Source organism: Pseudomonas sp. TKO26 (assembly GCF_003225665.1).
GTDB classification, from domain to species: Bacteria; Pseudomonadota; Gammaproteobacteria; order Pseudomonadales; family Pseudomonadaceae; genus Aquipseudomonas; species Aquipseudomonas saponiphila.
This window is the reverse complement of record NZ_QKLN01000004.1, coordinates 45499-67405: the sequence shown is the minus strand read 5'-3', so window position 1 is coordinate 67405 and position 21907 is coordinate 45499. Positions and strand designations below refer to the sequence as shown.

Sequence of the window (21907 nt, the reverse complement as noted above, 5' to 3'; positions counted from 1 at the left end):
ACAAAAACCCCGCCAGGGCATCACCCGGGCGGGGCGTCTTGACCACTCATGGACAAAGGAAGGCGCTGCTCAATCCAGCACCACCAGCAACCCCGAGATCACCCCGATGCCCATCACTGCCGAGAGCAGCATGCTGCTGGACACCTCGGTCTCGTAGGTCTTGTAGCGCGAGGCCAGGAAAAAGACTTTCACCGCCACTGGCAGCGCCGCCATGATCACCGCGATCTTGACCAGAAAATCACTGAGGCCAAAACCATAGCGGGCGGAGACGAACACCAGCACCGGCAACAGCACCACCTTCAACAGCGCCAGGGCCAGAGAGTCGCCCTTGATCAGGTTCTGCCTGCGATGCACGGCAAAGGCCGCGCCCAGGGCCACCAGCGCCAGGGGGCCGGTGGCGTTGGTCATCTGCGTGGCGAAGATCTGCAGCGGGCTGGGCAACTGCCACTGCAAGGCGATGCACAGCGCCGCCAGCGCCACCGCCAGAATCAGCGGGTTGCTGATGATCGACTTGCCGGTGGTCAGCAGCACACGGACCAGATCCGGCTTGTCCTGCGCCTCGCGCGGTTCGGTGAGCTCCATGATCAACGCGCCCCCCGCCAGGATCACCAGGTTGTCGGCCATGGTGATCATCAGCGTGGGCAGCGCCGCTTCATCGCCAAACGCCATGACCATCAAGGGCAACCCCATGTACCCCACCACCCCGGAGATGGACGTCAGCCCGCGCAGGCCGGCCACCCGCGCGTTGCCGCCCCAGATCAGCCGCCCACCCACGGCGGCGATCATGAAGGTCACCAGACAGGCCAGGTAATAGGCACCGAGCAAGGCCCAATCCAGCTCGCCATGCTCCCGGGTGCCGAGGGTCTTGATGAAGATGAAACACGGCAGGAACAACCAGAACACCACCCCCACCAGGCCCTTGACTGTTTCCGTGCCGATCACTTCCAGCCGCACTATCCAGTAGCCGGCGAAAATCATCGCAAACAGCGGCATCACCACCGTAAAGACCTTATCCATGGGCCGATTGCTCCTGACGGAGCTGGCGCTCGGCATAGCGGGCCAGATGCATCGGGCTGTAGGTACAGGAACGATAGAACTCCATCACCCCGTCCAGCGCGTGCTGATAACGGACTTCGATGTCCGGCATCGAGGCGCGCATTTCCTCTTTCAGGCTTTCGACGATAGGCCACAGCTCCTCATCCGCAATCTCGGCAACATGGGTGGTCAGCGATGAATAATCGGCCAGGGCCTGCCGGAGGGTCTGCGGATGCAAGCCCACATAATTGACGAAGTAAGCCTTTTCATCCTGAGTTTCCAGAAAGTCCGGAATATTCAACACGCCATAATTGGACAGAGTTTCAAACTTGCCACTGACCGGACGATAAATACCAGGCAACTGCAGGAACTTTTCCTCACAATAACGAGCGGCTTCGATCAACTTGTCCAATTCCAGCGGGTGCGCGCCCAACTTTATATTGTTGTCCCGACACAACTTCACGACTTGTTCCAGCGGGGCAATTCCGGAGCGGTTGCCAAATCCGGCCAAGGCCCCTTCGACCATCTGAAAGCCGCACTGGATCGCCTGCATGGTATTGGCCAGGGCCAGCCCGTTATCGTTATGGGCGTGCAGGCAGAACACCAGGCGCGGGTAATCCGCCACCAGCTTCGAGCACAACCAGCGGGTCACATGGGGCTGTAGCGAGCCCACGGAGTCGTTGATGCGGATGATCTCCACACCCAGGTTGACGGCCCAGTCGATCTGCCGGCAGATCTCGGCGTAACGCTGCTCGCACACCCCGTTGCGGAAGTTGTTGAGCACACTGGCCTTGAACTTGAAGGCGCCGATGTCGCGAAACGCCTGGATTGCACGCTCGAACTCACGATCATTCTGCTTGTAGGTGATCATGCCGAAGCTGAAGACGGTGTCGGCAATCCATTCCCGTCGATGAGCCCGGGCCTTGAAATAAGCCAAGGCGGTTTCCCAGCAGTTCAACAGGACGATGAACGTGGCCTGGGTATCGGCCGGCAATTCGCCGGCTTGCCGTGCCCGATGCAACCGGTCCCAGACCAGCGGCTCCTCCGGTCCGCAGCCCACCACGAAATCCCGCAGGCCGGCCTCGACCATGGACTTGAGGATGGATAACTTGGCGTCCACCGTAATGGGAAAAGCGGTGCGTTCAATACCCTCGCGAAGTGTTTCATCCACCAGATAGGGGACGGAAAAATCACGGTAGCGAATTCCATTTTCGAGTTTCATCGTCCTGCTCCTTTTTATTGGTTTTTTACGCAGCCACACCGTGTTGCCTGGCACACAAGACCCATGACAACCGCCACACCATATAACAGCGAGTAAACACACGACCTAAGAAATACCTTAAAAAACACCACAGGCAAGATTCGCCAAAAACCGCTCAAAACCGAAACATTTGCCCGACAAGTACCCCTGTTTGAATAAACAGCCGCCCGGACTTGCTAGCGCCGCACCTCGCTCCCCACGAACGGTTGCGCGCCCCCGTGAGCGACAGGCACGCCGGCCTCGGCATTCCCTGTCGAATACCTCAGGAAGCGCTAGAATCCGCGCTACCTTTCCCCGGCGACGAGAGCCGTTCATGAGCTTCGATTTCGATACCCTGCACCCCCGCCATGGCACCGGCAGCACCAAATGGAGCCGCTACCCCGAGGATGTCCTGCCGATGTGGGTGGCCGACATGGATTTCGCCGTGGCCGACGGCATCCTCCAGGCCTTGCGCCAGCGCCTGGAACACCCGCTGCTGGGCTACAGCGTGGCCAGCGACGAGTTGCGCGATGCGGTGGTCGCCGACCTCTGGGACAAGTACGCCTGGCGCGTGCAGCCCGACGAGCTGATATTCCTTCCCGGGGTCGAGCCCGGCTTCAACATGGCCCTGCACGCCTTCGTCAAACCCGGGCAATCGGTGGTGGTGCAAACCCCCAACTATCGCCCGCTGCGCCTGGCCCCTGGCAACTGGGGGCTGGACAAGATCGAAGTGCCGTTCCAGCTCAACGCCGAGGGCACCTACGACACCCCGATGAATGCGCTGCGCCAGGCCCTGCAAGGCGCCGGCGCGATGCTCCTGAGCAACCCGCACAACCCCCTGGGCAAGGTCTTCCCCCGGGAAGAGCTGCAGGCGGTGGCCAACGCCTGCCTGGAGCAAGGGGCGCTGATCATTTCCGACGAGATCCATGCCGAACTGTGCTTCGACGGCCGCCGGCACATTCCCACCGCGTCCCTGAGCCCGGAAATCGCCCGCCGCACCATCACCCTGATGTCGGCCAGCAAGGCCTACAACATCGCCGGGATGAAGACCTGCTTCGCCATCGTCCAGGACCCGGCCACCCGCCTGGCCTTCAACAGCGCCCGCGCCGGCATGGTGGACAGCGTCAGCCCCCTGGGCCTGGAAGCGACCCGGGCCGCCCTGACCCACGGTGGCCCCTGGCTGCAGGCGCTGCTCGGCTACCTGCAAGGCAACCGCGACTACCTGCTGCACGCGGTGCAGACCCGCCTGCCGGGCATCCGCATGCACGCACCCCAGGGTACTTTTCTAGCCTGGCTCGATTGCAGCGCCCTGGGCCTTGCCGACCCCTACGCCTTCTTCCTCAAGGAAGCCAAGGTCGGCCTCAGCGCCGGGCTGGAGTTCGGCGACGACTGCGGGCAGTTCGTGCGCCTGAACTTCGGCTGCCCGCGGGCATTGCTCGAAGAAGGCATCCAGCGCCTGCAAGACAGCCTGCAACGGCGCTGATCGCCGCCCCCATCCACCCCGCCACCGCAGCCGCCAGGTTCCCGACCCTGGCGCTGCGCCCTCCTGGCCCGGCCTCGCAGCCACGCCCCCGCCCTGACGCGGATAGTGCGCTGACTCGCGCTCAATGGATCCATAAAACCGCCCCAATGGATCCATAACTCTCTTAAGCCTCCAAAACGGCCGATTATCGAACATTAAATCAGCGCTTTTGTTTGACACCGCCAGAGCGCGAGCCATTTAATGGATCCATTAAATAAAAACAACAAACGCCTGGAGAGACGTCATGTACCCCAAGAATGCCTGGTACGTTGCCTGCACCCCCGATGAACTACAGGGCAAGCCCCTGGGCCGGCAGATTTGCGGCGAACGAATGGTGTTCTATCGCGCCCACGAAGGCCGGGTAGCCGCCGTCGAGGACTTCTGCCCCCATCGCGGCGCCCCGCTGTCGCTGGGTTATGTCGAGAACGGCAACCTGGTGTGCGGCTACCACGGCCTGGTGATGGGTTGCGACGGCAAGACCGTGGAAATGCCCGGCCAGCGGGTACGCGGCTTTCCCTGCAACAAGACCTTCGCCGCGGTCGAGCGCTACGGTTTCATCTGGGTCTGGCCCGGCGATCAGGCCCTGGCCGACCCGGCGCTGATCCATCATCTGGAATGGGCCGACAACCAAGAGTGGGCCTACGGCGGCGGGCTGTTCCACATCCAGTGCGACTACCGGCTGATGATCGACAACCTGATGGACCTGACCCACGAAACCTACGTCCACGCCTCCAGCATCGGCCAGAAGGAAATCGACGAGGCACCACCGCAGACCACGGTGGACGGCGATCAAGTGGTCACCGCCCGGCACATGCACAACGTCATGCCGCCGCCGTTCTGGCGCATGGCCCTGCGCGGCAACCAGCTGGCCGACGACGTGCCGGTGGACCGCTGGCAGATCTGCCGCTTCACCCCGCCCAGCCATGTGCTGATCGAAGTCGGCGTGGCCCACGCCGGCCACGGTGGCTACGACGCCCCCGCGGCCTTCAAGGCATCGAGCATCGTGGTGGATTTCATCACCCCCGAAAGCGACACCTCGATCTGGTACTTCTGGGGCATGGCGCGCAACTTCAACCCCCAGGACCAGGCCCTCACCGCCAGCATCCGCGAAGGCCAGGGCAAGATCTTCAGCGAAGACCTGGAGATGCTCGAACGCCAGCAGCAGAACCTGCTCGCCCAACCCCAGCGCAGCCTGCTCAAGTTGAATATCGACGCCGGCGGCGTGCAGTCGCGGCGCGTGCTGGAACGCCTGATCGCCCAGGAGCGCGAGCCCCGGAAAGCGTTGATCGCCGCAAGCCGTTAACCCCTCCCCCGAACCCGACAGCCAGCCGGCCCGAACGCGGCCGCTGGCGAGGACCGATGATGATCGACGTACTGGTGGTCGCGCGCCACAGCGAAGCCCTGGACATCTGCAGCTTCGAACTGGCCGCGGCCGACGCAAGCCCACTGCCCGCCTTCAGTGCCGGCGCCCATATCGACGTGCACCTGGCCAACGGCCTGGTGCGCCAATATTCACTGTGCAATCACCCCGAGGAACGCCACCGCTACCTGATCGGCGTGCTCAAGGATCCCGCCTCGCGAGGCGGCTCAAGCAGCCTGCACCAAGAGCTGGAAGTGGGCGCGCGCCTGCGCATCAGCGAGCCGCGCAACCTGTTCGCCCTGGCCCCCGGCGCGCGGCGCAGCCTGCTGTTCGCCGGCGGCATCGGCATCACCCCGATCCTCAGCATGGCCGAGCAGCTGGCCCACAACGGCGCGGATTTCCAGTTGCACTACTGCGCCCGTTCGGCCGAGCGCGCAGCCTTTGTCCCGCGCCTGCAGCAATCGCCTTTCGCCGAGCGGGTCAGCCTGCATTTCGACCAACAGCCCGAAACGGCCCTGGATATTGCACACGCCCTGGCCGCGCCGGCGGATGATCTGCACCTGTATGTCTGCGGCCCCGGCGGCTTCATGCAGCACGTGCTGGACAGCGCCCGAGCCCTGGGCTGGAAGGAACAATGCCTGCACCGCGAGTACTTCAGCGCCGCGCCCGTGGACCACGGCAGCGATGGCAGCTTCGCGGTCAAACTGGCCAGCAGCGGCCAGGTATTCCAGGTGCCGGCCGATCGCAGCGTGATCCAGGTGCTGCAGGACCAGGGCATCGAGGTCGCGATTTCCTGCGAACAAGGGATCTGCGGCACCTGCCTGACCCGGGTGCTGGAAGGGGTGCCGGAGCACCGCGACCTGTTCCTCACCGAGGAAGAACAGGCGTGCAACGATCAGTTCACGCCCTGCTGCTCCCGGGCCAAGACCCCGTTGCTGGTGCTCGACCTCTAGCGCCACTCACGGCGCGGGCAGGATCAGCTTCATGCGCTCATCGGCCACTGCCGAGCCGAAGATCTCGGCGTAGCGCAAGGTGGCGTTGGCATGCTCGCGCATCAGCGCTTCGGCCCGCGCGCCCTGGCCGTTGACCAGGGCGTCGAACACCGAATGATGCTGCATGTGGGCGTAGTTGAAGCGCCGGTATTCCCGGGCCATGTCCTGGCGGTCCACCGCCAGGGCGGTGACCGAGGCGAACGGCAGATGGTCGTTGCGCGCCAGGGCATCGGCGATCGCCGGGTTGCCGCTGCCTGCCACGATCACCTGGTGAAAACGCATGTTGAGGTCGTGATAGACCGCAAGGTCTTCCTCGTTGACATAGCCCTTGTCGAACAGCGCATCGCCCTCGACCAGGCAACGTTCGAGCATCGCCCGGCCCTCGGCCGACAGCCCGCGTTCGGCGGTCTGGCGCGCCGCCAGGCCTTCCAACACCCCGCGCACCTCCACCGCCCCGGCAATGTCCTGGGCGCTGACCGAACGCACCTGAAAACCGCGACCGCCGAAACGCACCAACAGGCCTTCCTGCTCCAGGGTGCGAAAGGCCATGCGCACCGGCATGCGCGACACCCCGAAGCGTTCGGCGGTCGGCACTTCCATCAAGCGCTCGCCTGCCGCCAGCTCGCCCGAGGCGATCATCTTGCGCAGCGCGATCAGCACCGTTTGACCGGGTTTGCTCATCCGGGCAGCTTCCTGAAAAAAGGTGGGCGGCCATAGTAACGCAAGGCCCACCACAACACGCCCCCCGACAACACTTGCAGCCGCTGCCGAACCCGCGAAGCTGCGCCAAGGTCGGCAGGACCTTGCCTGACGATCTCCCGCCGAACCTCCCGCGCCCTTGGAATCGCCGCGCCTGCCGCGTCGGAATGCCGCCCAAGCCGTTCGCCGCCTGCGCCAGCGACTACAGGCTGTTCACAGCGACAGCGGGTAGCTGACGATCAGCCGGGTCTGGTCGAAGTCGCGGTTGAAGCTGCGCCGGGTGGTGGCGTTGTTTAGCCGCAGGCTGAGGTTCTTCAGTCTGCCGCTCTGCAGGGTGTAGCCGATCTCGCTATCGCGCTCCCACTCATGGCCGTCCTTGCCGGCCTTGGTGGTGGCGTTGTCGCCACGCCCGTAACGCACCATGGCCAGCAGCCCGGGAACCCCGGCGGCGGCAAAATCATAGTCGTAGCGCAGCTGCCAGGAACGCTCGCCGGCATTGCTGAAGTTACCGTTGAACATATCGTTGCCCAGGGTCCGGCCGCTGCTGCCGTAGACCGACATCCAGGGGCTGTCGCCGCTGACCTTCTGCAACCCCAGGTACAGCGTGTGCCCGGCCCGCGCGGCGGAAAACAGAGCATAGGCGGTGTGGCTGTCGACCCGGCCGATGCGCGCGCTGCCATCGTCGCGGTCGATGAAGTAGCCCAGGTTGCCTCCCAGCACCCAGTCACCCAGCGGCTGCTTGTGCTGCAGGTTGAAATAGCTCTGGCGGTAGATGTCCTGCAGTTGCGCATGCCAGAGCCCGAGCAGAGTGCGTTGCTGGTTGAAGCGGTAGTCGGCGCCCACGTAGTTGAAGCCATCGGACTTCACCCCCGGCGCGGCCCAGGCCGCAAGGTCCTGCATGTCCGACGAGTTGCGCAGGCTCACGGCCCGGTACTGCCCGGCCTGCAGGCCCAGGCCGTCGATCTCGCGGGACACCAGCATGGCCCCGCGAAAGGTCTGCGGCAGCAGGCGGCCATCGTCATAACGCAGCAGCGGCACATCCGGCAGCAGTTCGCCGAGCTTGAATTCGGTGGCGGAAATCCGCGCCTTCAACGCCACCCCGGCCCGGCCGAAATTATCCGCCGCGCGACCGTCGTCATGCACCGGCAGCAACTCCGAACCGCTGACCTGGCGGCTGCTGTCGAGCTTGAGGCCGAACAAGCCGATGGCATCCAGGCCAACACCCACGGTGCCCGGGGTGTAGCCGGAACTGAACTTGAGGATGAAGCCCTGGGCCCACTCCTCGACCTGCCCCTTGGGCCCGTCGTGGTCGCGAAAATCCCGGTTGAAGTAATAGTTGCGCAGCAGCAGGTCGGTCCTGCTGCCCTCGAAGAAACCGCTATCGTCGCCAGCCCAGGAAGGGGCACACAGGCCCACGGAAACACAGGCCCCAACCAGGGAGCGGCAGAGCATCGGATGACGGCTGTTCATTATTATTGTTCTCCGTTTTTCATGGACGCAGCCGTGCCCCGACAGGCCGGAGACGGCCCGTCCATTCACGGCTGCGCAAAAACCCGGCCAGGGCGGCCGGGGGGTTGCTCAGGTCAGCCCGTCAGAAGGGATACTGACGCGGCCGGTGTTGCACGCTGATCCAGTGGTCGCGCGTGAACTCGTCGATCGCCCAGTCGCCGTTGAAGCGCCCCAGCCCGGAGTTCTTCTCGCCGCCGAAAGGCGCGTTGGCCTCATCGTTCACCGGCACATCGTTGATGTGGGTCATGCCCGCGCGCACCTGGCGGGCGAAGTTCACTCCGCGCTCCAGGCTGCCAGTGAACACCGCGCTGGACAGGCCGAACTCGCTGGCATTGGCCAGTTCCAGGGCGTGGGCTTCGTCCCGTGCGCGCAGCAGCCCCACCAGCGGGCCGAAGATTTCATGGCGTGCCAGGTCCATGTCGGCCCGCACCTCGCCGTAGACATGGGGCGCCAGCAGATTGCCGTTCACCCCGCCCTCGTACAGCGGCTCGGCGCCCTGCTCGCGGGCCAGGGCGATCTTGTCCTGCAGGCCCTGCAACTGACGGGCGTTGATCACCGGGCCGATCACCGTGTCCAACGCTTGCGGATCGCCCACCTTGAGCTGCTTGACCCGGGCCACGAAGCGTTCGGCAAAGGCGTCATACCGCGACTGATCAACGATGATCCGGTTGATCGCCATGCAGATCTGCCCCTGGTGCAGGAACTTGCCAAACACCGCGGCATTCACCGCCTGCTCCAGGTCGGCATCGTCGAGTACCACGAACGGGCTGTTGCCCCCCAGCTCCAGGGCCACGTGCTTGAGATGCTCGCCACCACTGGCGATACGGCCGATACCGCGCCCCACCGGGGTCGAGCCGGTGAAGGTGATCAACGCCGGCACCGGGTGCTCGACAAAGGCATCGCCGATCTCGCTGCCGGCCCCCACCACCACGCTGAACAGCCCCGCAGGCAGCCCCGCTTCCTCGAAGATCCTGGCCAGCAGCAGGCCGCCGCACACCGGGGTATCGCTGGCCGGCTTGACCACCACCGCGTTGCCCAGGGCCAGGGCCGGGGCGATGGAACGCTGGGTCAGGTGCAGCGGAAAGTTCCACGGGCTGATCACCCCCACCACCCCCAGGGCACTGCGGTAGACCCGGCTTTCCTTGCCCGGCACATCGGACTCGACAATCCGCCCGTGGACCCGCGCCGGGAACGACGCCGACTCCAGGGTAATGGCCCGCGCCGCGCCCCACTCGGCCAGGGCCTTGATCCGCGTGCTGCCGGATTCGCGGATGATCCAGTCGACGATTTCCTCCTGGCGCCGATCGAAAATCGCCACCGCCCGGTGCAGCACCGCCGCCCGCTGCGACGGCCCCAGGGCCGCCCATTGCGGCTGCACCTGGGCGGCCTTGGCATAGGCCGCATCCAGGTCGCTGCGGTTGGCCTGGGCCACTTCCAGCAACAGCGCGCCATCGAACGGATTGGTCACCGCCAGGGTCTTGCCGGCGGCTCCGGCGCGCCACTGCCCGGCGATGGGTTGCAGATGCAGGTCGCGATAGACCGCGTTGGTTTCACTCATGAACAATCTCCTCATGGAACAGCATTCATAAACCGATACATCGCCCGCAAAACCGCCGGCGCCGGCTCGTGCACGAGCTGGCTCCTACACGGCAGCGCGTTGCTCGATCAGCCGCAGCAGGCCAAGCAGGGTTTCGGTATGGGGCACCGCCACCCCTGCTTCCCGCGCCCGGGCCACGACCTGGCCATTGATCGCGCCGATCTCCGTGGGCCGTCCGGCCAGCACGTCCTGCAGCATCGAGGGCTTGTGGCCGCGATGGTTGTCCATGGCAAAGGCCACGCTGTCCAGGCAGCGCTGGGCATCCAGCACTATTCCCTGGGAGCCAGCCACAGCCACCACCTCCATGACGATGGCCCGGGCCAGCGCCACACCTTCCGGCGCCGCGCCCAACTGGCCCACGGTGCAGCCGGTGGCCGCGCACAGGCTGTTCAAGGCGGCATTGAAGGCGACCTTCTCCCAGATCGAGGTCCAGACCTCGGGGTCCACCGCGCAGTTGAGCCCGGCCGCGTCCAGTACCGCCGCCACTTCAGCGCTGGCCTGGCGCTCGGCCTCGTCGAGGGCCAGCACCCGGACCATGCCCTGGCCATGGGATTGCACCTGCCCCGGGCCGAGCAGGTCGGCCGGCCAGTTGGTCATGCCGATCAACACCTGCTGCGGGGCCACATGCCGCGACAGGGCCTCGGCGTTGCCCAGGCCGTTCTGCAGGGTCAGCACCCGGGTGTGCCCGGCGATATGCCCGGCAACACTGCGCAAGGCACTGTCGGTGTGCAGGGTTTTGGTGAACACCAGCAACAGCTCCGGGTGCCCGCGGGCCTGTTCCGGGCGACAGGCGTTCAGCCCCCTGATGCGCCGCTCACCCTGATCGGTGGCCAGCAACAGGCCGTCGCGCTGGATGGCCGCCAGATGCGCGTCATTGATGTCCAGCAGCGTCACCTGCTGCCCGCTTTCCGCCAGCAGGCCGCCAAACAGCGAACCCATGGCGCCCGCGCCGAGAATGGTGATGTTCATCGAACCTCCTGATTGACTGGCTGTTTCAAGGACTGCGTTTCTGCCTGGCCCGGCAGGCGCCGGGGGATGTGCCGGCGCACGATCAGCAGCGCGAGCAAGGCCATGAGCATCACCGAGCCCAGTAGCGTCAGGTAGCCCACGGCGCCGCCGCGGGTGATCACCAGGGCGCCGGCGAAGGCACTGAGGATCGCCCCCAGGCGCCCGAAGGCCAGGGCCGAAGCGGTGCCGGTGGCGCGCACGCCAGTGGGGTAGATGAAGGCGCACAGCGCGTACATGGTGGACTGCACCGCATTGACGAACAGGCCGTGCACGCCGAAGCCGAAGATCAGCAAACCGGTGTGCTGATGGATATCCACCCCCTGCAATACAAAGGCACTGGCCGCGCCGCCGGCGCAGCAGATCAGCAACGGCCAGAACGAGCCCCAGCGGGTGATGGCCAGCGCACAGACCAGCGCGCCGATGACCCCGCCGAGGTTGTAGGCGGTCAACCCGGACCCGGCCACCGCCAGCTCCAGGCCCTCGGCCAGGAGCATGGTCGGCAGCCAGCTGAAGGCGCTGTAGACCGCGGTCAGGCACATGAAGAAGGCCACCCAGAGGGCCAGGGTGTCGCGGCCGTAGCCCCGGGCGAACAAGGCGCGGAAACCGCCCTGCTTCTCGCTCTGCTGCTCCAGGGCATCGCTGTAGCTCACCCCCTCAGCCATGGGCCGGCCCATGCGCCCCAGCAGAGCGTTCAACTCCCCCCAGCGCTGCGGCCGGCGCGCCAGAAAGCGCGGCGACTCCGGCAGGGTCGCCAACAACACCAGCCCCAGCACCATGGGCAGGCTGCCACCGATGAAGAACAGGGTGCGCCAGCCATACAGCGGCAACACCTGGGACGCGAACAACCCCGCCAGCATCCCGCCCAGGGGCACGCAGACAATGGTCGCGGTCACCGCCAGGGTGCGCCGCCGCGCCGGGGTGAATTCGGCGGTCACCGTGGTCGCGCTGGGCAGCGCGCCACCGATGCCCAGCCCGGCGATGAAGCGCAGCACCGCCACCGCCAGCGCATTGGGCGCCAGGCCAATGGCGCAGGTGGCCGCGCCGAACACAAACACGCTGGCGATGACCGCCATGCGCCGGCCGAAACGGTCGGCGAACAGCCCGGCACAGGCGCTGCCGATGCCCATGCCGATCAGCCCGGCCGCCACCGCCGGGGCGAACGCCTCGCGGGTGATGCCCCACTCCTTGATCATCAGCGGAATGGCAAAACCGATCAGCTGGCCGTCGAAGCCGTCCATGACGATGGACAGCGCGGCCAGGAGCACCACCAGCTTCTGCATGCCGGTGAAGGGGCCATGGTCGAGCAAGGTGCCGATGTCGGCGTGGTTGGAAGTCGAACGCGCCGTTTGGGGCGCATGATCGATCGCTGCTGTAACCGAAGTCGTGTTCATAGCCACCTCTTTTTATTCTTCTGGTGAGTCCGCAGGTTGCGGTTGGCAAGGCCTTGTCGCCAGGCCCGGCGACAAGGCCGTCTTCAGGGTTCGATGGTCAGGGTCGGCACCTCGATCAGTACCGGGCGCTGGCCCGCCAGGGCCATGCCCAGGGTCTCGGCGAACTCCTCGCGGGTGTTGGCCTGCACCGAGTGCACGCCATAGCCGCGGCCGATGGCACAGAAGTCCAGGCCGGGCACGTCCAGTCCCGGCGCGTCATCGACCTGCAGGACCTCGGCGAACCAGCGCAAGGCGCCGTAAGTGCCGTTCTTGAGAATGATGAATACCACCGGGATCTGGTACTGGGCGGCGGTCCACAACGCGGTGATGCCGTAGTTGGCCGAGCCGTCGCCGATAATCCCGATCACCCGCCGCTCGGGCCGGGCCAGTTGCACCCCCACCGCCGCCGGCAGGCCGAAGCCCAGGCCGCCAGCCGCCGGGAAGTAGTAGCTGCCGGGCTCGCGCATCTCCACCCGCTGCCAGAAGGCGCCGACGGTGGAGGTGGATTCCTTGACATAGATCGCGTCCTTGGGCGCCAGCTCGTTGATCACATCGAACACGGTTTCCGGGCGCAGCAGGCCGCCGCTTTCCTCCACCGGCGCCGGTGCCGGCAAGGCCGCCGGCTGTGGCCGGTCGCACTCCGGCAGCGCCCCGACCAGGGCCTGCAAGGTTTCGGCGATGCCCCCCACCAGCGCATCGCCCATCGGCGCGCGCGCCGCTTCGCCAGGGTCGCAAGTGATGTGCAGCAGCTCGGTACCCTCGGGCAGGTAGTCCCCCGGGGCGAACTGGTGATAACGGAACACCGGGGCACCCACCACCAGGATCAGATCATGCTCCGCCAGGCAGCGGCTGATGCCGGCGATGGCCGCCGGCAGCACCCCGCGAAAGCTCGGATGGCGGGTCGGGAACGGGCAACGGGAGGCGGACGGCGCGACCCAGGCAGGCATGCCGAGTCTTTCCGCCAGTTGCACCGCCAGGTGATTGCTCTGGCTGCCATCCACATCCGGCCCCAGCACCAGCACCGGGTTGCGCGCCGCCACCAGACGCTGCGCCAGATGGCGCAATTGCGCCGCCGTGGGCAACCCGGCGCTGGCCACCCGGCGCCGGGCCAGGTGCTCGACCCCGGCCGGCGCCGGACGGGCCCAATCGTCATAGGGAATCGACAGGTACACCGGGCCCTTGGGTGCCTGACTGGCCATGTGGATGGCCTGGCTCAAGGCTCGGGGCACATCCTCGGCGCAAGCCGGTTCATGGCTCCACTTGACCAGCGGCTTGGGCAACTGCGGCGCATCGACGTTGGCCAGCATGGCCTCGACGCCGATCATCGAGCGCACCTGCTGGCCGGCGGTGATCACCAGCGGGCTGTGGGAGTACCAGGCATTGGTCAAAGCGCCCATGCCGTTGCCGGTGCCGGCCGCCGCATGCAGGTTGACGAAGGCCGGCTGGCCGCTGGCCAGGGCGAAGCCGTCGGCCATGCCGACCACCGCGCCTTCATGCAGGCCGAGAATGTAGCGGAAGTCTTCGGGAAAGCCCTTGAGAAAGGGCAGTTCGTTGGAACCCGGGTTGCCAAACACCGTGGTCAGGCCGTGTTGCCGGAGGATGTCATAGGAAGCGCTATGGACGGTTTTCATAAGGACCTTGGCCGCTGCTTTTTAGAATTTGGGTTACTCTTGCAGCCGCGCCTAAATTGATCAAATCGATACTATTTCTATCTAAAATAAGATCCATCTATATCCATGAGGCAGCATGAGCCACATCGATCTGAACCTGATCCGCACCTTCGTCACCCTCTACGAAGCCCGCAGCGTGACCCTGGCCGCCGAGCGCCTGTTCGTCACCCAGCCCTCGGTCAGCTACGCCCTGGCGCGGCTGCGGGAGCTGTTCGACGACGGCCTGTTCAGCCGCAGCCGCGACGGCATCCAGCCCAGCCAACTGGCCGATGAGCTGTACCCGCCGCTGCGCGAATCCCTGACGCGGATCGAAAACACCGTACACAGCACCCGGCGCTTCGACCCGGCGACCACCGAGCGGCGCTTTCGCATCGCCCTCTCGGATCTCGGCGAAATGGGCTTTCTGCCGCTGATCCTGGCGCGCCTGAACCAGCAGGCACCGGAGGCCGAAGTCGAAGTCCTGCCGCTGCAGGTGGATCAGGCCGGAGAATGGCTCGGCAGCGCCAAGGTCGACGCGCTGATCTGCCGCAAGCCCCTGACCGGCACCCGCAGCCAGGTACTGATCCGCGAGCGCTACGTGTGCCTGCTCAGCGACCGCCACCCGCGCATCGGCCAGCACCTGAGCCTGGAACAGTTTCTCGCCGAGCGGCACATCGCCGTGACCCGCACCAGCGGCCACGGCAACGTCGAGGACGTGCTCAAGCAGATGAACGCCAAGCGCCGCATCAGCCTGCAGGTGCCGCACTTCTCGGTGCTGCCCAAAGTCCTGCCCGGCACCGACCTGCTGGCGGTGCTGCCGGCGCAGATCGCCCGCCTGTTCACCCTCGAAGGCGGCCTGCGGCAGCTGGAACTGCCGTTCCCCGTGGGGGAGTTCGAGGTGTCCCTGCACTGGCACCCCAACAGCGACAGCTCCGCCGCCCTGACCTGGTTCCGCCAGACCGTGGCCGCGGCAATCATCGACGGCCAGTCTTGAAGCGGCGCCCGCAGGCGCCTCCAGCTCCGCGGCCCTAGGCCAGGGCCGCCTGCCTCTGCGGCGCCGGTCGCAGCAACAACAGGCAAGCCGCCGCCAGCACGAACACCACGGCAAACACCCCGTACAGGTGCAGCGGCTGCCAGCCAGCATCCAGCAGCACCCCGGCCACCGTGGGCGAGACAATCGCGCCAATGCGCCCGATGCCGATCCCCCAACCGACCCCGGTCGCCCGCACCGAAGCGTCGTAGACCGCCGGCGACAAGGCATAGAGCCCGGCCACGCAGCCGTTGGCGAACAGCCCGATCAGCAGCCCCAGGCCCAGGGCCGCGGCAATCGACGAGGCACTGCCGACAAACAGCACCAGGAGCCCGGCGGTGAGCAGCATGAACAGCGACAGCACCCGGGTCAGCGGCCAGCGCGAAGACAAGCCGCCGATCAGCGCCGCGCCGAAGATCCCGCCGACACTCAGCAGCACCCCGCCGGTGATCCCCTGCTGCGCCGAAAGCCCGGCGGCCACCAGCAGTTTTGGGGTCCAGCTCATGACGAAGTAGAAGCCGAACATCACCAGGAAAAACAGCAGCCAGATCAGCAGCGTGGTGCGCCGCATCGGCCCGGCAAACAGCTGGCCGAAGCCGCTGCCGGCGCCCTCCTCGCGCAGCTCCGCGGCGGGCAGCCGCGCCAGCGGCGGGTGCCCCATGCGCCGGGCCAGGCGATTGACCCGCAACAGCGCATCGGCCGGGCGCCGGGCCAGGAGAAAGTCCAGGGATTCAGGGAGCCAGAGCAGCACCAGGGGGATCACCAGCAAGGTGACGATGCCACCAAACACAAACACCGAGCGCCAGCCCCAATGGCTCAGCAGCCACACCGCCAGCAAACCGCCCAGGGTCGCCCCCAGGGCATAGCCGGTGGATTGCAGGCTCACCGCCAGCCCGCGCCAGCGGCGGCTGGCGTATTCGGCGGCGATCACATTGCTGCTGGCCAGGATGCCACCGATGCCCAGCCCGGTGAGGCCGCGCAACAGCGCCAGTTGCAACGGGCTGTGGCTGATGGCCGAAAGCAGCATGCCGACACCGGACAGCAACAGGCAGCCCAGAATCAGTGGCCGGCGGCCGAAGCGGTCGGCCCAGGGCGCGATAAACAGCGAACCGCCGGCCATGCCGAACAACCCGGCACTGAGCAGCAGGCCGATCTGCGCACCGTTGAGTTGCCACTCGGCGGACACCGAGGCGGCGGTGAAGGCCATCACCAGCACATCGAAGCCGTCGATCATGTTGAGGACGATGCAGATGCCGATCGCCAGGCACTGGAAGGCGCCCATCGGCCCCTGTTCGAGCCGTTGCTTGAGATCGTGGTTCATGGACGCACCTGCCATTCGGCCACGAGCCGAAGCGCAACAGCCAGCGAACCTGTGCACACAGACAGCCAGCGCGCGCCAGCCAGGCGGCTGCACGCCGTCGATAAGACATTCATGACGAAACCCTTTTTGTTGTTTTTATTACGGACGGTCAGGAGGGCTCCTGCCATCGCCAGGCCGCCAATAAAACGCCTAATGGATCCAATAACAAGAGACGAACGGGTTGAAATGGCTGAGCAAAGGGCCCCAGGCCCACCATGCTCGGGGTTAATTTCCATAGGGATCAAATGCTTAGGTGCCCGAAAAGGCACCAGGATTAGCGGGCGATTATCGACCAGCACCGTTCAGGCACGCGCTGAGCCCCACCACCAGGCTCACTGCCAAGCATGCCTGTGGCGAGGGAGCTTGCTCCCGTTCGATGGCGCAGCCAGCGCAAAGACTGCTGGCGCGCCGGGCCTGAAAACGCTCGGAGGCCGCAGATGGGGGGCGCTGCGCACCCCAGCGGGAGCAAGCTCCCTCGCCACAATATTGGATCCAATATCCTGCATCACCTCAGATAAAGGCCAACTCCTCCCGGGCGCTGCGTACCGCCGTCATTCGCTGTTCGACCTGGGGCAACAGGTAGCTGAAAAAGAACCCCGCCGTCGCAAGCTTGGCCCCCCGCAGCGGGTCGCTCTCGGCCAGCCTGCGCGACACCCGGGCCGCCCGGGCCCAGGCCAGCGCCAACAGGCTCAGGCCACACAAGGCGAGAAAATCCCCCGCCGCGCGATACGGGTACTCGGCATCCTCCAGCGCCCACTGTTGCACCTCGGCCAGCAATGCCTGCAACGCCTCGGCCAGATCCGCCAACGGCCGGGCAAAGCCCGCGCATTCGGCTACGGCGGCGCCCTGCCCGGCCTCATCGCGCAGTTGCTCAAGCAGCAGCGCGAAGCCCTGCCCGCCATCCCCCAGCACCTTGCGCAACAGCAGGTCGTTGGCCTGAATCTCGTTGCTGCCTTCGTAGATCATGGCGATGCGACTGTCGCGCAGGGTCTGCTCGATGGCGAACTCGGCGACGTAGCCGTAGCCGCCGAAGACCTGCAAGGCGTTGCTGGCCTGACGAAAGCCCTGCTCGGTAAAGAACGCCTTGATGATCGGCGTCAGCAGTTGTGCCAGCTGATCGGCCTGGCGCCGACCCTGGGGTTCGGGGTGGTGCTCGGCTTGATCCAGCAGGTGCGCGGCCCAGTAGCCGATGGCCCGCAGGCCTTCGCTGGTGGCGCGCAACTCCAGCAGCACACGGCGCATGGCCGGGTGGTAGCGAATCGGGTCGGCGACCTGGGCGGCGACACCGGCGGGCCGCAATGGCGCCCGCATCTGCTGGCGCTCGCCGGCGTAGTCCCGGGCGTTCTGCCAGGCCGCTTCGACATGCCCCAGGCCTTGCAGGCCAACGTGCAGGCGCGCCGAATTCATCATCACGAACATCGCCGCCAGGCCGCGGTGGGCCTCGCCCACCAACCAGCCCTGGGCCGCCTCGAACACCAGGGCACAGGTGGCGCTGCCCTTGATGCCCATCTTGTGCTCGATGCCGTCGCAGCGCACGCCGTTGTCCTGGCCCTGCTCCAGGCGCTTGGGCACCAGGAACAGCGAGATCCCCCGGCTGCCCTCGGGCGCGTCCGGCAACCGGGCCAGCACCAGGTGCAGGATGTTGTCAGTGAGGTCGTGCTCGCCACCGGAGATGAACAACTTGCTGCCGCTCAGGCGATAGCTGCCATCGGCTTGCGGCTCGGCCCGACAGCGCAGCAGGCCGACATCACTGCCGGCCTGGGGCTCGGTCAGGCACATGGTGGGCAGGCTTGCGCCGCTGATGATCCCGGGCAAGTAGCGCTCCTGGAGCCAGGGCGCGCCATGGGTCTTGAGGCACAGGTAGGCGCCGTGGGCGATGCCGGTGTACATGGCCCAGGCATGGTTGCTGGCGTAGAGCATCTCTTGCAGCGCCGCGTCCAGCAGCTGCGGCAGGCCCTGGCCACCCAGGGCTTCGGCGCAGGCCAGGGCCGGCCAGCCGCCCTCGACATAGGCCCGATAAGCCTGGGCAAAACCCTGCGGGGTGCTGACCTGCCCGTCCACCCACTGGCAGCCCTGGCGGTCGCCACTGGCGTTCAGCGGGGCCAGCACGCCCTGGCTGAAACGCGCAGCCTCCTCCAGCACCTGCAGCGCCAGGGGCAGGTCCAGCGCCGCGAACGCCGGGTTCCGGCGCCACGCTTCGGGCGCCTCCAGCCAGTGTTCAAGGACAAATTGCATATCGCGCAGCGGCGCCTGGTAGCTCCACATGGGGACACCTCATCGGATGGAAAAAAAGGCCCGCCGGGGAGCGGCGGGCGGTGAACCTCAGGCGCGCCAGGCCGGGTTTTCGATCAGCAGCGCCATGCCCTGGCCGCCTCCCACGCAGGCAGCGGCGATGCCGTAGCGCAGGTTGTGCTCGCGCAGTTGCCGGGCCAGGGTCAGCACCAGGCGCAGGCCGCTGGCGGCCAACGGGTGGCCCAGGGCCAGGGAGCCGCCCCGGGCATTCAGCCGATCACTGTCCAGTTCCAGCTCGCGGGCCACGGCCAGCACCTGGGCCGCCTGAGCTTCGTTGATTTCAATGCGGCCGATCTGCTCCAGGCTCAGGCCGCTGCGCTGTAGCAGCAAGCGGATCGCCGGAGCCGGGCCGATGCCCATGCACTCCGGCGCCACCCCGACCACGGCACTGGCCCGCAACAGCGCCAGGGGCCTGGCGCGGCAAGTTGAGGCCCGCCCGACCAGGGCCGCCGCCGCACCATCAACCACCGCGCAGCTGTTGCCAGCGGTCTGCACCCCGCCCTCGTGGATCGGCCGCAGTCGCGCCAGGGCAGACCGCTCGCTGGGGCGCGGATGGCTGTCCTGGCTGACCGTCTCGACACCCCGCGGCAGGCGGATGCCGCGCGCTTGATAGCCGTCGAGCTCGAAGGTCTGCTGGCTCACGGCGACGATTTCCGCCGCGAACCAACCTGCCTCCTGGGTGGCCAGGGCCCGCTGGTGGCTGGCACAGGCGTATTCATCCACGGCTTCGCGGGTCAGGCCATAACGCCGCGCCAGATGGTCGGCGGTGGCGATCATGTCCAGCCCCGGCGCCGGGTCGTACAGCGCCTCCCATAAAAAGTCCTTGAACTGCACCGCCGCCCCCAGGCGAAAGCCGCCGCGATGGGTGTAGGCGGCAATCGGGTTGCGCGACATCGATTCACTGGCCACGCATAGCGCCAGCTGCACCTCGCCGCGCAGTTGCTCAGCCGCCTGACGCAGCAGCTCGAAACCGGTGGCGCAGATGCGCTGCACCCCCAGGGCCGGCACCGCCTGCCTGACGCCGCTGTACAGGCCGATGTGCCGGGGCAGCAGGTAGGCGTCGAAACTGGCCTGGGCCATGGACCCGGCCAATACGCTGTCCACCGCCCGGGCATCGATGCCGGCGCGCAGCAGAACCTCGCGCCCGACCTTGATCCCCAGATCGATCGGCGAGATCTCGGCCAGATCCCCGCCAAGGTCGACCCAGGGCGTGCGCAACGCCTCCAGGATCGCCACATCGGCAAACTCGCTGTACTGCCCGCCGCCACTCATGGCTTGGGCCCGGAGCGCAGGATCAACGGCTCGCGGCCGCGATACAGGTTCTCGACCTGTTCGGCGCGCCACTGCAACACTGCGCGCTGGTTGATCGAGCCCTTGTCGGTGATTTCCCCGCGGTCGATGGACGCCGGCTCCACTTGCAGGGCGATCCACTCCAGGCGGCTGGCATTGCCGCTGGCCTCGCGGTTCAGGCGCTGCAACCAGTCGCCGAACCACTGGCGCACCGGCGCGCTGGCCAGCACCTGGGCATCGCTGGCCTCGGCGCCCAGCCCCGACAGTCGCCGGCATTCATACAGGCGCGGGAACACCAGGGCTCCGAGACACTCGCGGTCGGGTGCGGCCACCACCAGGTCCTGGACATAGGGCGAACCTTCCAGCACCGCGCGATTGCGCAGCGGGCCGACGCTGACAAACACCCCGGACGATAACTTGAAATCCTCGGCGATGCGCCCGTCGAACATCAGCCCCAGTTGCGGGTCCTGGGGGTCGGCGAGCTTGAGCGCATCCCCCGAGCAGTAGTAGCCCTGGGCGTCGAACACCTCGGCGGTCTGCTGCGCCGCGCGCCAGTAGCCGGGCATGATGTGCGGCCCGCGAAAACGCCCTTCGAGCTTGCCGGCCACCGGCACCAGGCGCACTTCGCAACCCGGCGCCGGCAGGCCGATGTAACCGGCCATCGACAGCGGCCCGGTGGTGAAGGTGCAGGACGGCGCGGCCTCGGTCATGCCCAGCCCGGCCATCATGCGGATGCGTTCGCCGCAGTGCTGCTCGGCCACCCGGTCCAGGCGATCCCAGACGCTTTGCGAGAGCCCGGCAGCGGCGAAGAAGAACAGGCTCATGCGCTTGAAGAAGCACTCGCGCAACTCGGCATCCTGCTCCAGGGCGTTGACCAATTCCTCCCAGCCCTTGGGCACGGTCAGGTAGGCGGTGGGCGAGATCTCCTTGAGGTTGCGCAAGGTTTCGGCGAAGCCCTGGGCCGTGGGCTTGCCCTCGTCGAGGTAAAAACTGCCGCCGTTGTAAAGCACGATGCCAACGTTATGGCTGCCGCCGAAGGTGTGGTTCCACGGCAGCCAGTCCACCAGCACTGGCGGCTGTTCACCGAACACCGGAAAGGTCTGCAACAGCATCTGCTGGTTGGCGCAGAGCATGCGCTGGGTGGTGATCACCGCCTTGGGCAGCTTGGTCGAGCCCGAGGTGAAGAGAAACTTGGCAATGCTGTCCGGGCCGGTGGCGGCAAAGGCCGCATCGGCCTCGGCGCCAGCGGGCTCGGCCAGCAGGCTGGCAAAACTCGCCTGGCGCCGCCCCGGCACCTGGCCACGCACGGTGATCAGCGGCGTCTCGGGCGGCAGCACCGCGTCGATGGCCCGCTGGTAGGCGCTGGCGTCGCTGACAAACACCAACCCCGGCTGCAACAGGTCGCAGACGTGACGCAGCTTGGCAAAGTCCTGGGACAACAACGAATAGGCCGGCGACACCGGGCAGTAGGGAATCCCGGCGTACATCGCGCCCAGGGCCAGTTGCAGGTGTTCGATGTCATTGCCCGAGAGCAGCGCCAGCGGTTTGTCCGCCGACAGGCCGTAGCTCAAGAGGCTCTGGGCAATGCCGCGCACGCTGTCGAGCATTTGCCCATAGCTGACCCGGCGCCAGTCGCCGCCCGCCTCGCGGGCGGCAATGAAGGTTTGCTCGGGGCGCACCCGGGCCCAGTGCACCAGACGATCGAGCAAGCGATCGGGCAAGGGCGCCAGGGGTTCCAGGGAACGCATGTGCAACACGCCCTGCTCCTCGCTGACGGCCACCGCTGGCCGGCCAATCGACACCTGGCGATAACGCGGCGGCTCGGCCACGGATGAAAGTGGCGCTCTGAATTCGGAACTCACGTACATGTCCTCCATCAAGGCACGCCAGCGCC

General features: G+C 66.6%; 16 protein-coding genes. 4 read left to right on the top strand and 12 right to left on the bottom strand.

The window, feature by feature from the left end; translation table 11 throughout:
* Positions 1 to 69: 69 nt before the first annotated feature.
* Positions 70 to 1017: an AEC family transporter gene (locus tag DNK59_RS07335; RefSeq protein WP_110722760.1), complete on the bottom strand. Its 948-nt coding sequence runs from the start codon at positions 1015 to 1017 to the stop codon at positions 70 to 72.
* Positions 1010 to 2296: a pyruvate carboxyltransferase gene (locus DNK59_RS07330; RefSeq protein ID WP_256596307.1), complete on the bottom strand. Its 1287-nt coding sequence runs from the start codon at positions 2294 to 2296 to the stop codon at positions 1010 to 1012. Before DNK59_RS07330 ends, DNK59_RS07335 begins: the two co-directional genes overlap by 8 nt.
* 313 nt (positions 2297 to 2609) lie before the next feature.
* Here DNK59_RS07330 and DNK59_RS07325 point away from each other — a divergent pair, with 313 nt between their 5' ends.
* The 3 genes from DNK59_RS07325 (at position 2610) to DNK59_RS07315 (ending at position 6110) form a co-directional block, all read left to right on the top strand.
* Positions 2610 to 3758: a MalY/PatB family protein gene (locus DNK59_RS07325; RefSeq protein WP_110722758.1), complete on the top strand. Its 1149-nt coding sequence runs from the start codon at positions 2610 to 2612 to the stop codon at positions 3756 to 3758.
* Between the two features lie 283 nt (positions 3759 to 4041).
* Complete coding sequence (locus DNK59_RS07320; RefSeq protein WP_110722757.1) at positions 4042 to 5100, top strand: aromatic ring-hydroxylating dioxygenase subunit alpha; 1059 nt, start codon at positions 4042 to 4044, stop codon at positions 5098 to 5100.
* A gap of 59 nt (positions 5101 to 5159) precedes the next feature.
* A complete protein-coding gene (locus tag DNK59_RS07315) occupies positions 5160 to 6110 on the top strand; it encodes a PDR/VanB family oxidoreductase (protein WP_092317216.1) in 951 nt (316 codons plus the stop codon).
* Between the two features lie 6 nt (positions 6111 to 6116).
* Here DNK59_RS07315 and DNK59_RS07310 read toward each other — a convergent pair whose 3' ends face one another.
* The 6 genes from DNK59_RS07310 to mdlC all read right to left on the bottom strand — a co-directional run bounded on the left by DNK59_RS07310 (position 6117) and on the right by mdlC (position 14023).
* Positions 6117 to 6830, bottom strand: coding sequence for a GntR family transcriptional regulator (locus DNK59_RS07310; protein WP_110722756.1), 714 nt, complete (start codon positions 6828 to 6830; stop codon positions 6117 to 6119).
* Between the two features lie 231 nt (positions 6831 to 7061).
* Positions 7062 to 8318 (bottom strand): OprD family porin, encoded by a 1257-nt coding sequence (locus DNK59_RS07305; protein WP_110722755.1) that lies wholly within the window; start codon positions 8316 to 8318, stop codon positions 7062 to 7064.
* A 121-nt stretch (positions 8319 to 8439) separates the two neighbouring features.
* On the bottom strand, positions 8440 to 9915 hold the full coding sequence (locus DNK59_RS07300) for an aldehyde dehydrogenase family protein (protein WP_110722754.1): 1476 nt from the start codon (positions 9913 to 9915) through the stop codon (positions 8440 to 8442).
* 84 nt (positions 9916 to 9999) lie between these two features.
* A complete protein-coding gene (locus DNK59_RS07295; RefSeq protein WP_110722753.1) occupies positions 10000 to 10923 on the bottom strand; it encodes a ketopantoate reductase family protein in 924 nt (307 codons plus the stop codon).
* The gene (locus tag DNK59_RS07290) at positions 10920 to 12353 is read right to left on the bottom strand and encodes an MFS transporter (protein ID WP_110722752.1); all 1434 of its coding nucleotides are present in this window, start codon (positions 12351 to 12353) and stop codon (positions 10920 to 10922) included. The genes DNK59_RS07295 and DNK59_RS07290 overlap by 4 nt, the downstream gene beginning before the upstream one ends.
* Before the next feature lie 83 nt (positions 12354 to 12436).
* Positions 12437 to 14023, bottom strand: coding sequence for a benzoylformate decarboxylase (gene mdlC, locus DNK59_RS07285; RefSeq protein ID WP_110722751.1), 1587 nt, complete (start codon positions 14021 to 14023; stop codon positions 12437 to 12439).
* Positions 14024 to 14138: 115 nt separating this feature from the next.
* Between mdlC and DNK59_RS07280 the strand changes: the two genes are divergently transcribed.
* Positions 14139 to 15035, top strand: coding sequence for a LysR family transcriptional regulator (locus tag DNK59_RS07280; protein WP_092314047.1), 897 nt, complete (start codon positions 14139 to 14141; stop codon positions 15033 to 15035).
* A 34-nt stretch (positions 15036 to 15069) separates the two neighbouring features.
* Here the strand turns inward: DNK59_RS07280 and DNK59_RS07275 are convergent, their stop codons facing one another.
* From DNK59_RS07275 to DNK59_RS07260, 4 genes are all read right to left on the bottom strand, one after another.
* Positions 15070 to 16392: an MFS transporter gene (locus DNK59_RS07275; RefSeq protein WP_110722750.1), complete on the bottom strand. Its 1323-nt coding sequence runs from the start codon at positions 16390 to 16392 to the stop codon at positions 15070 to 15072.
* A 549-nt stretch (positions 16393 to 16941) separates the two neighbouring features.
* A complete protein-coding gene (locus DNK59_RS07270; protein ID WP_110722749.1) occupies positions 16942 to 18696 on the bottom strand; it encodes an acyl-CoA dehydrogenase family protein in 1755 nt (584 codons plus the stop codon).
* Between the two features lie 57 nt (positions 18697 to 18753).
* Positions 18754 to 19995, bottom strand: coding sequence for a thiolase family protein (locus DNK59_RS07265; RefSeq protein ID WP_110722748.1), 1242 nt, complete (start codon positions 19993 to 19995; stop codon positions 18754 to 18756).
* A complete protein-coding gene (locus tag DNK59_RS07260) occupies positions 19992 to 21875 on the bottom strand; it encodes a feruloyl-CoA synthase (protein WP_110722977.1) in 1884 nt (627 codons plus the stop codon). The genes DNK59_RS07265 and DNK59_RS07260 overlap by 4 nt, the downstream gene beginning before the upstream one ends.
* Positions 21876 to 21907: the final 32 nt, after the last annotated feature.

Bases quoted from the DNA above. Each gene is read 5' to 3' on its own strand.
- DNK59_RS07335 (WP_110722760.1), bottom strand. From the start codon at position 1,017: ATGGATAAGGTCTTTACGGTGGTGATGCCGCTGTTTGCGATGATTTTC.
- DNK59_RS07325 (WP_110722758.1), top strand. From the start codon at position 2,610: ATGAGCTTCGATTTCGATACCCTGCACCCCCGCCATGGCACCGGCAGC.
- DNK59_RS07320 (WP_110722757.1), top strand. From the start codon at position 4,042: ATGTACCCCAAGAATGCCTGGTACGTTGCCTGCACCCCCGATGAACTA.
- DNK59_RS07315 (WP_092317216.1), top strand. From the start codon at position 5,160: ATGATCGACGTACTGGTGGTCGCGCGCCACAGCGAAGCCCTGGACATC.
- DNK59_RS07310 (WP_110722756.1), bottom strand. From the start codon at position 6,830: ATGAGCAAACCCGGTCAAACGGTGCTGATCGCGCTGCGCAAGATGATC.
- DNK59_RS07305 (WP_110722755.1), bottom strand. From the start codon at position 8,318: ATGAACAGCCGTCATCCGATGCTCTGCCGCTCCCTGGTTGGGGCCTGT.
- DNK59_RS07300 (WP_110722754.1), bottom strand. From the start codon at position 9,915: ATGAGTGAAACCAACGCGGTCTATCGCGACCTGCATCTGCAACCCATC.
- DNK59_RS07295 (WP_110722753.1), bottom strand. From the start codon at position 10,923: ATGAACATCACCATTCTCGGCGCGGGCGCCATGGGTTCGCTGTTTGGC.
- DNK59_RS07290 (WP_110722752.1), bottom strand. From the start codon at position 12,353: ATGAACACGACTTCGGTTACAGCAGCGATCGATCATGCGCCCCAAACG.
- mdlC (WP_110722751.1), bottom strand. From the start codon at position 14,023: ATGAAAACCGTCCATAGCGCTTCCTATGACATCCTCCGGCAACACGGC.
- DNK59_RS07280 (WP_092314047.1), top strand. From the start codon at position 14,139: ATGAGCCACATCGATCTGAACCTGATCCGCACCTTCGTCACCCTCTAC.
- DNK59_RS07275 (WP_110722750.1), bottom strand. From the start codon at position 16,392: ATGAACCACGATCTCAAGCAACGGCTCGAACAGGGGCCGATGGGCGCC.
- DNK59_RS07270 (WP_110722749.1), bottom strand. From the start codon at position 18,696: ATGTGGAGCTACCAGGCGCCGCTGCGCGATATGCAATTTGTCCTTGAA.
- DNK59_RS07265 (WP_110722748.1), bottom strand. From the start codon at position 19,995: ATGAGTGGCGGCGGGCAGTACAGCGAGTTTGCCGATGTGGCGATCCTG.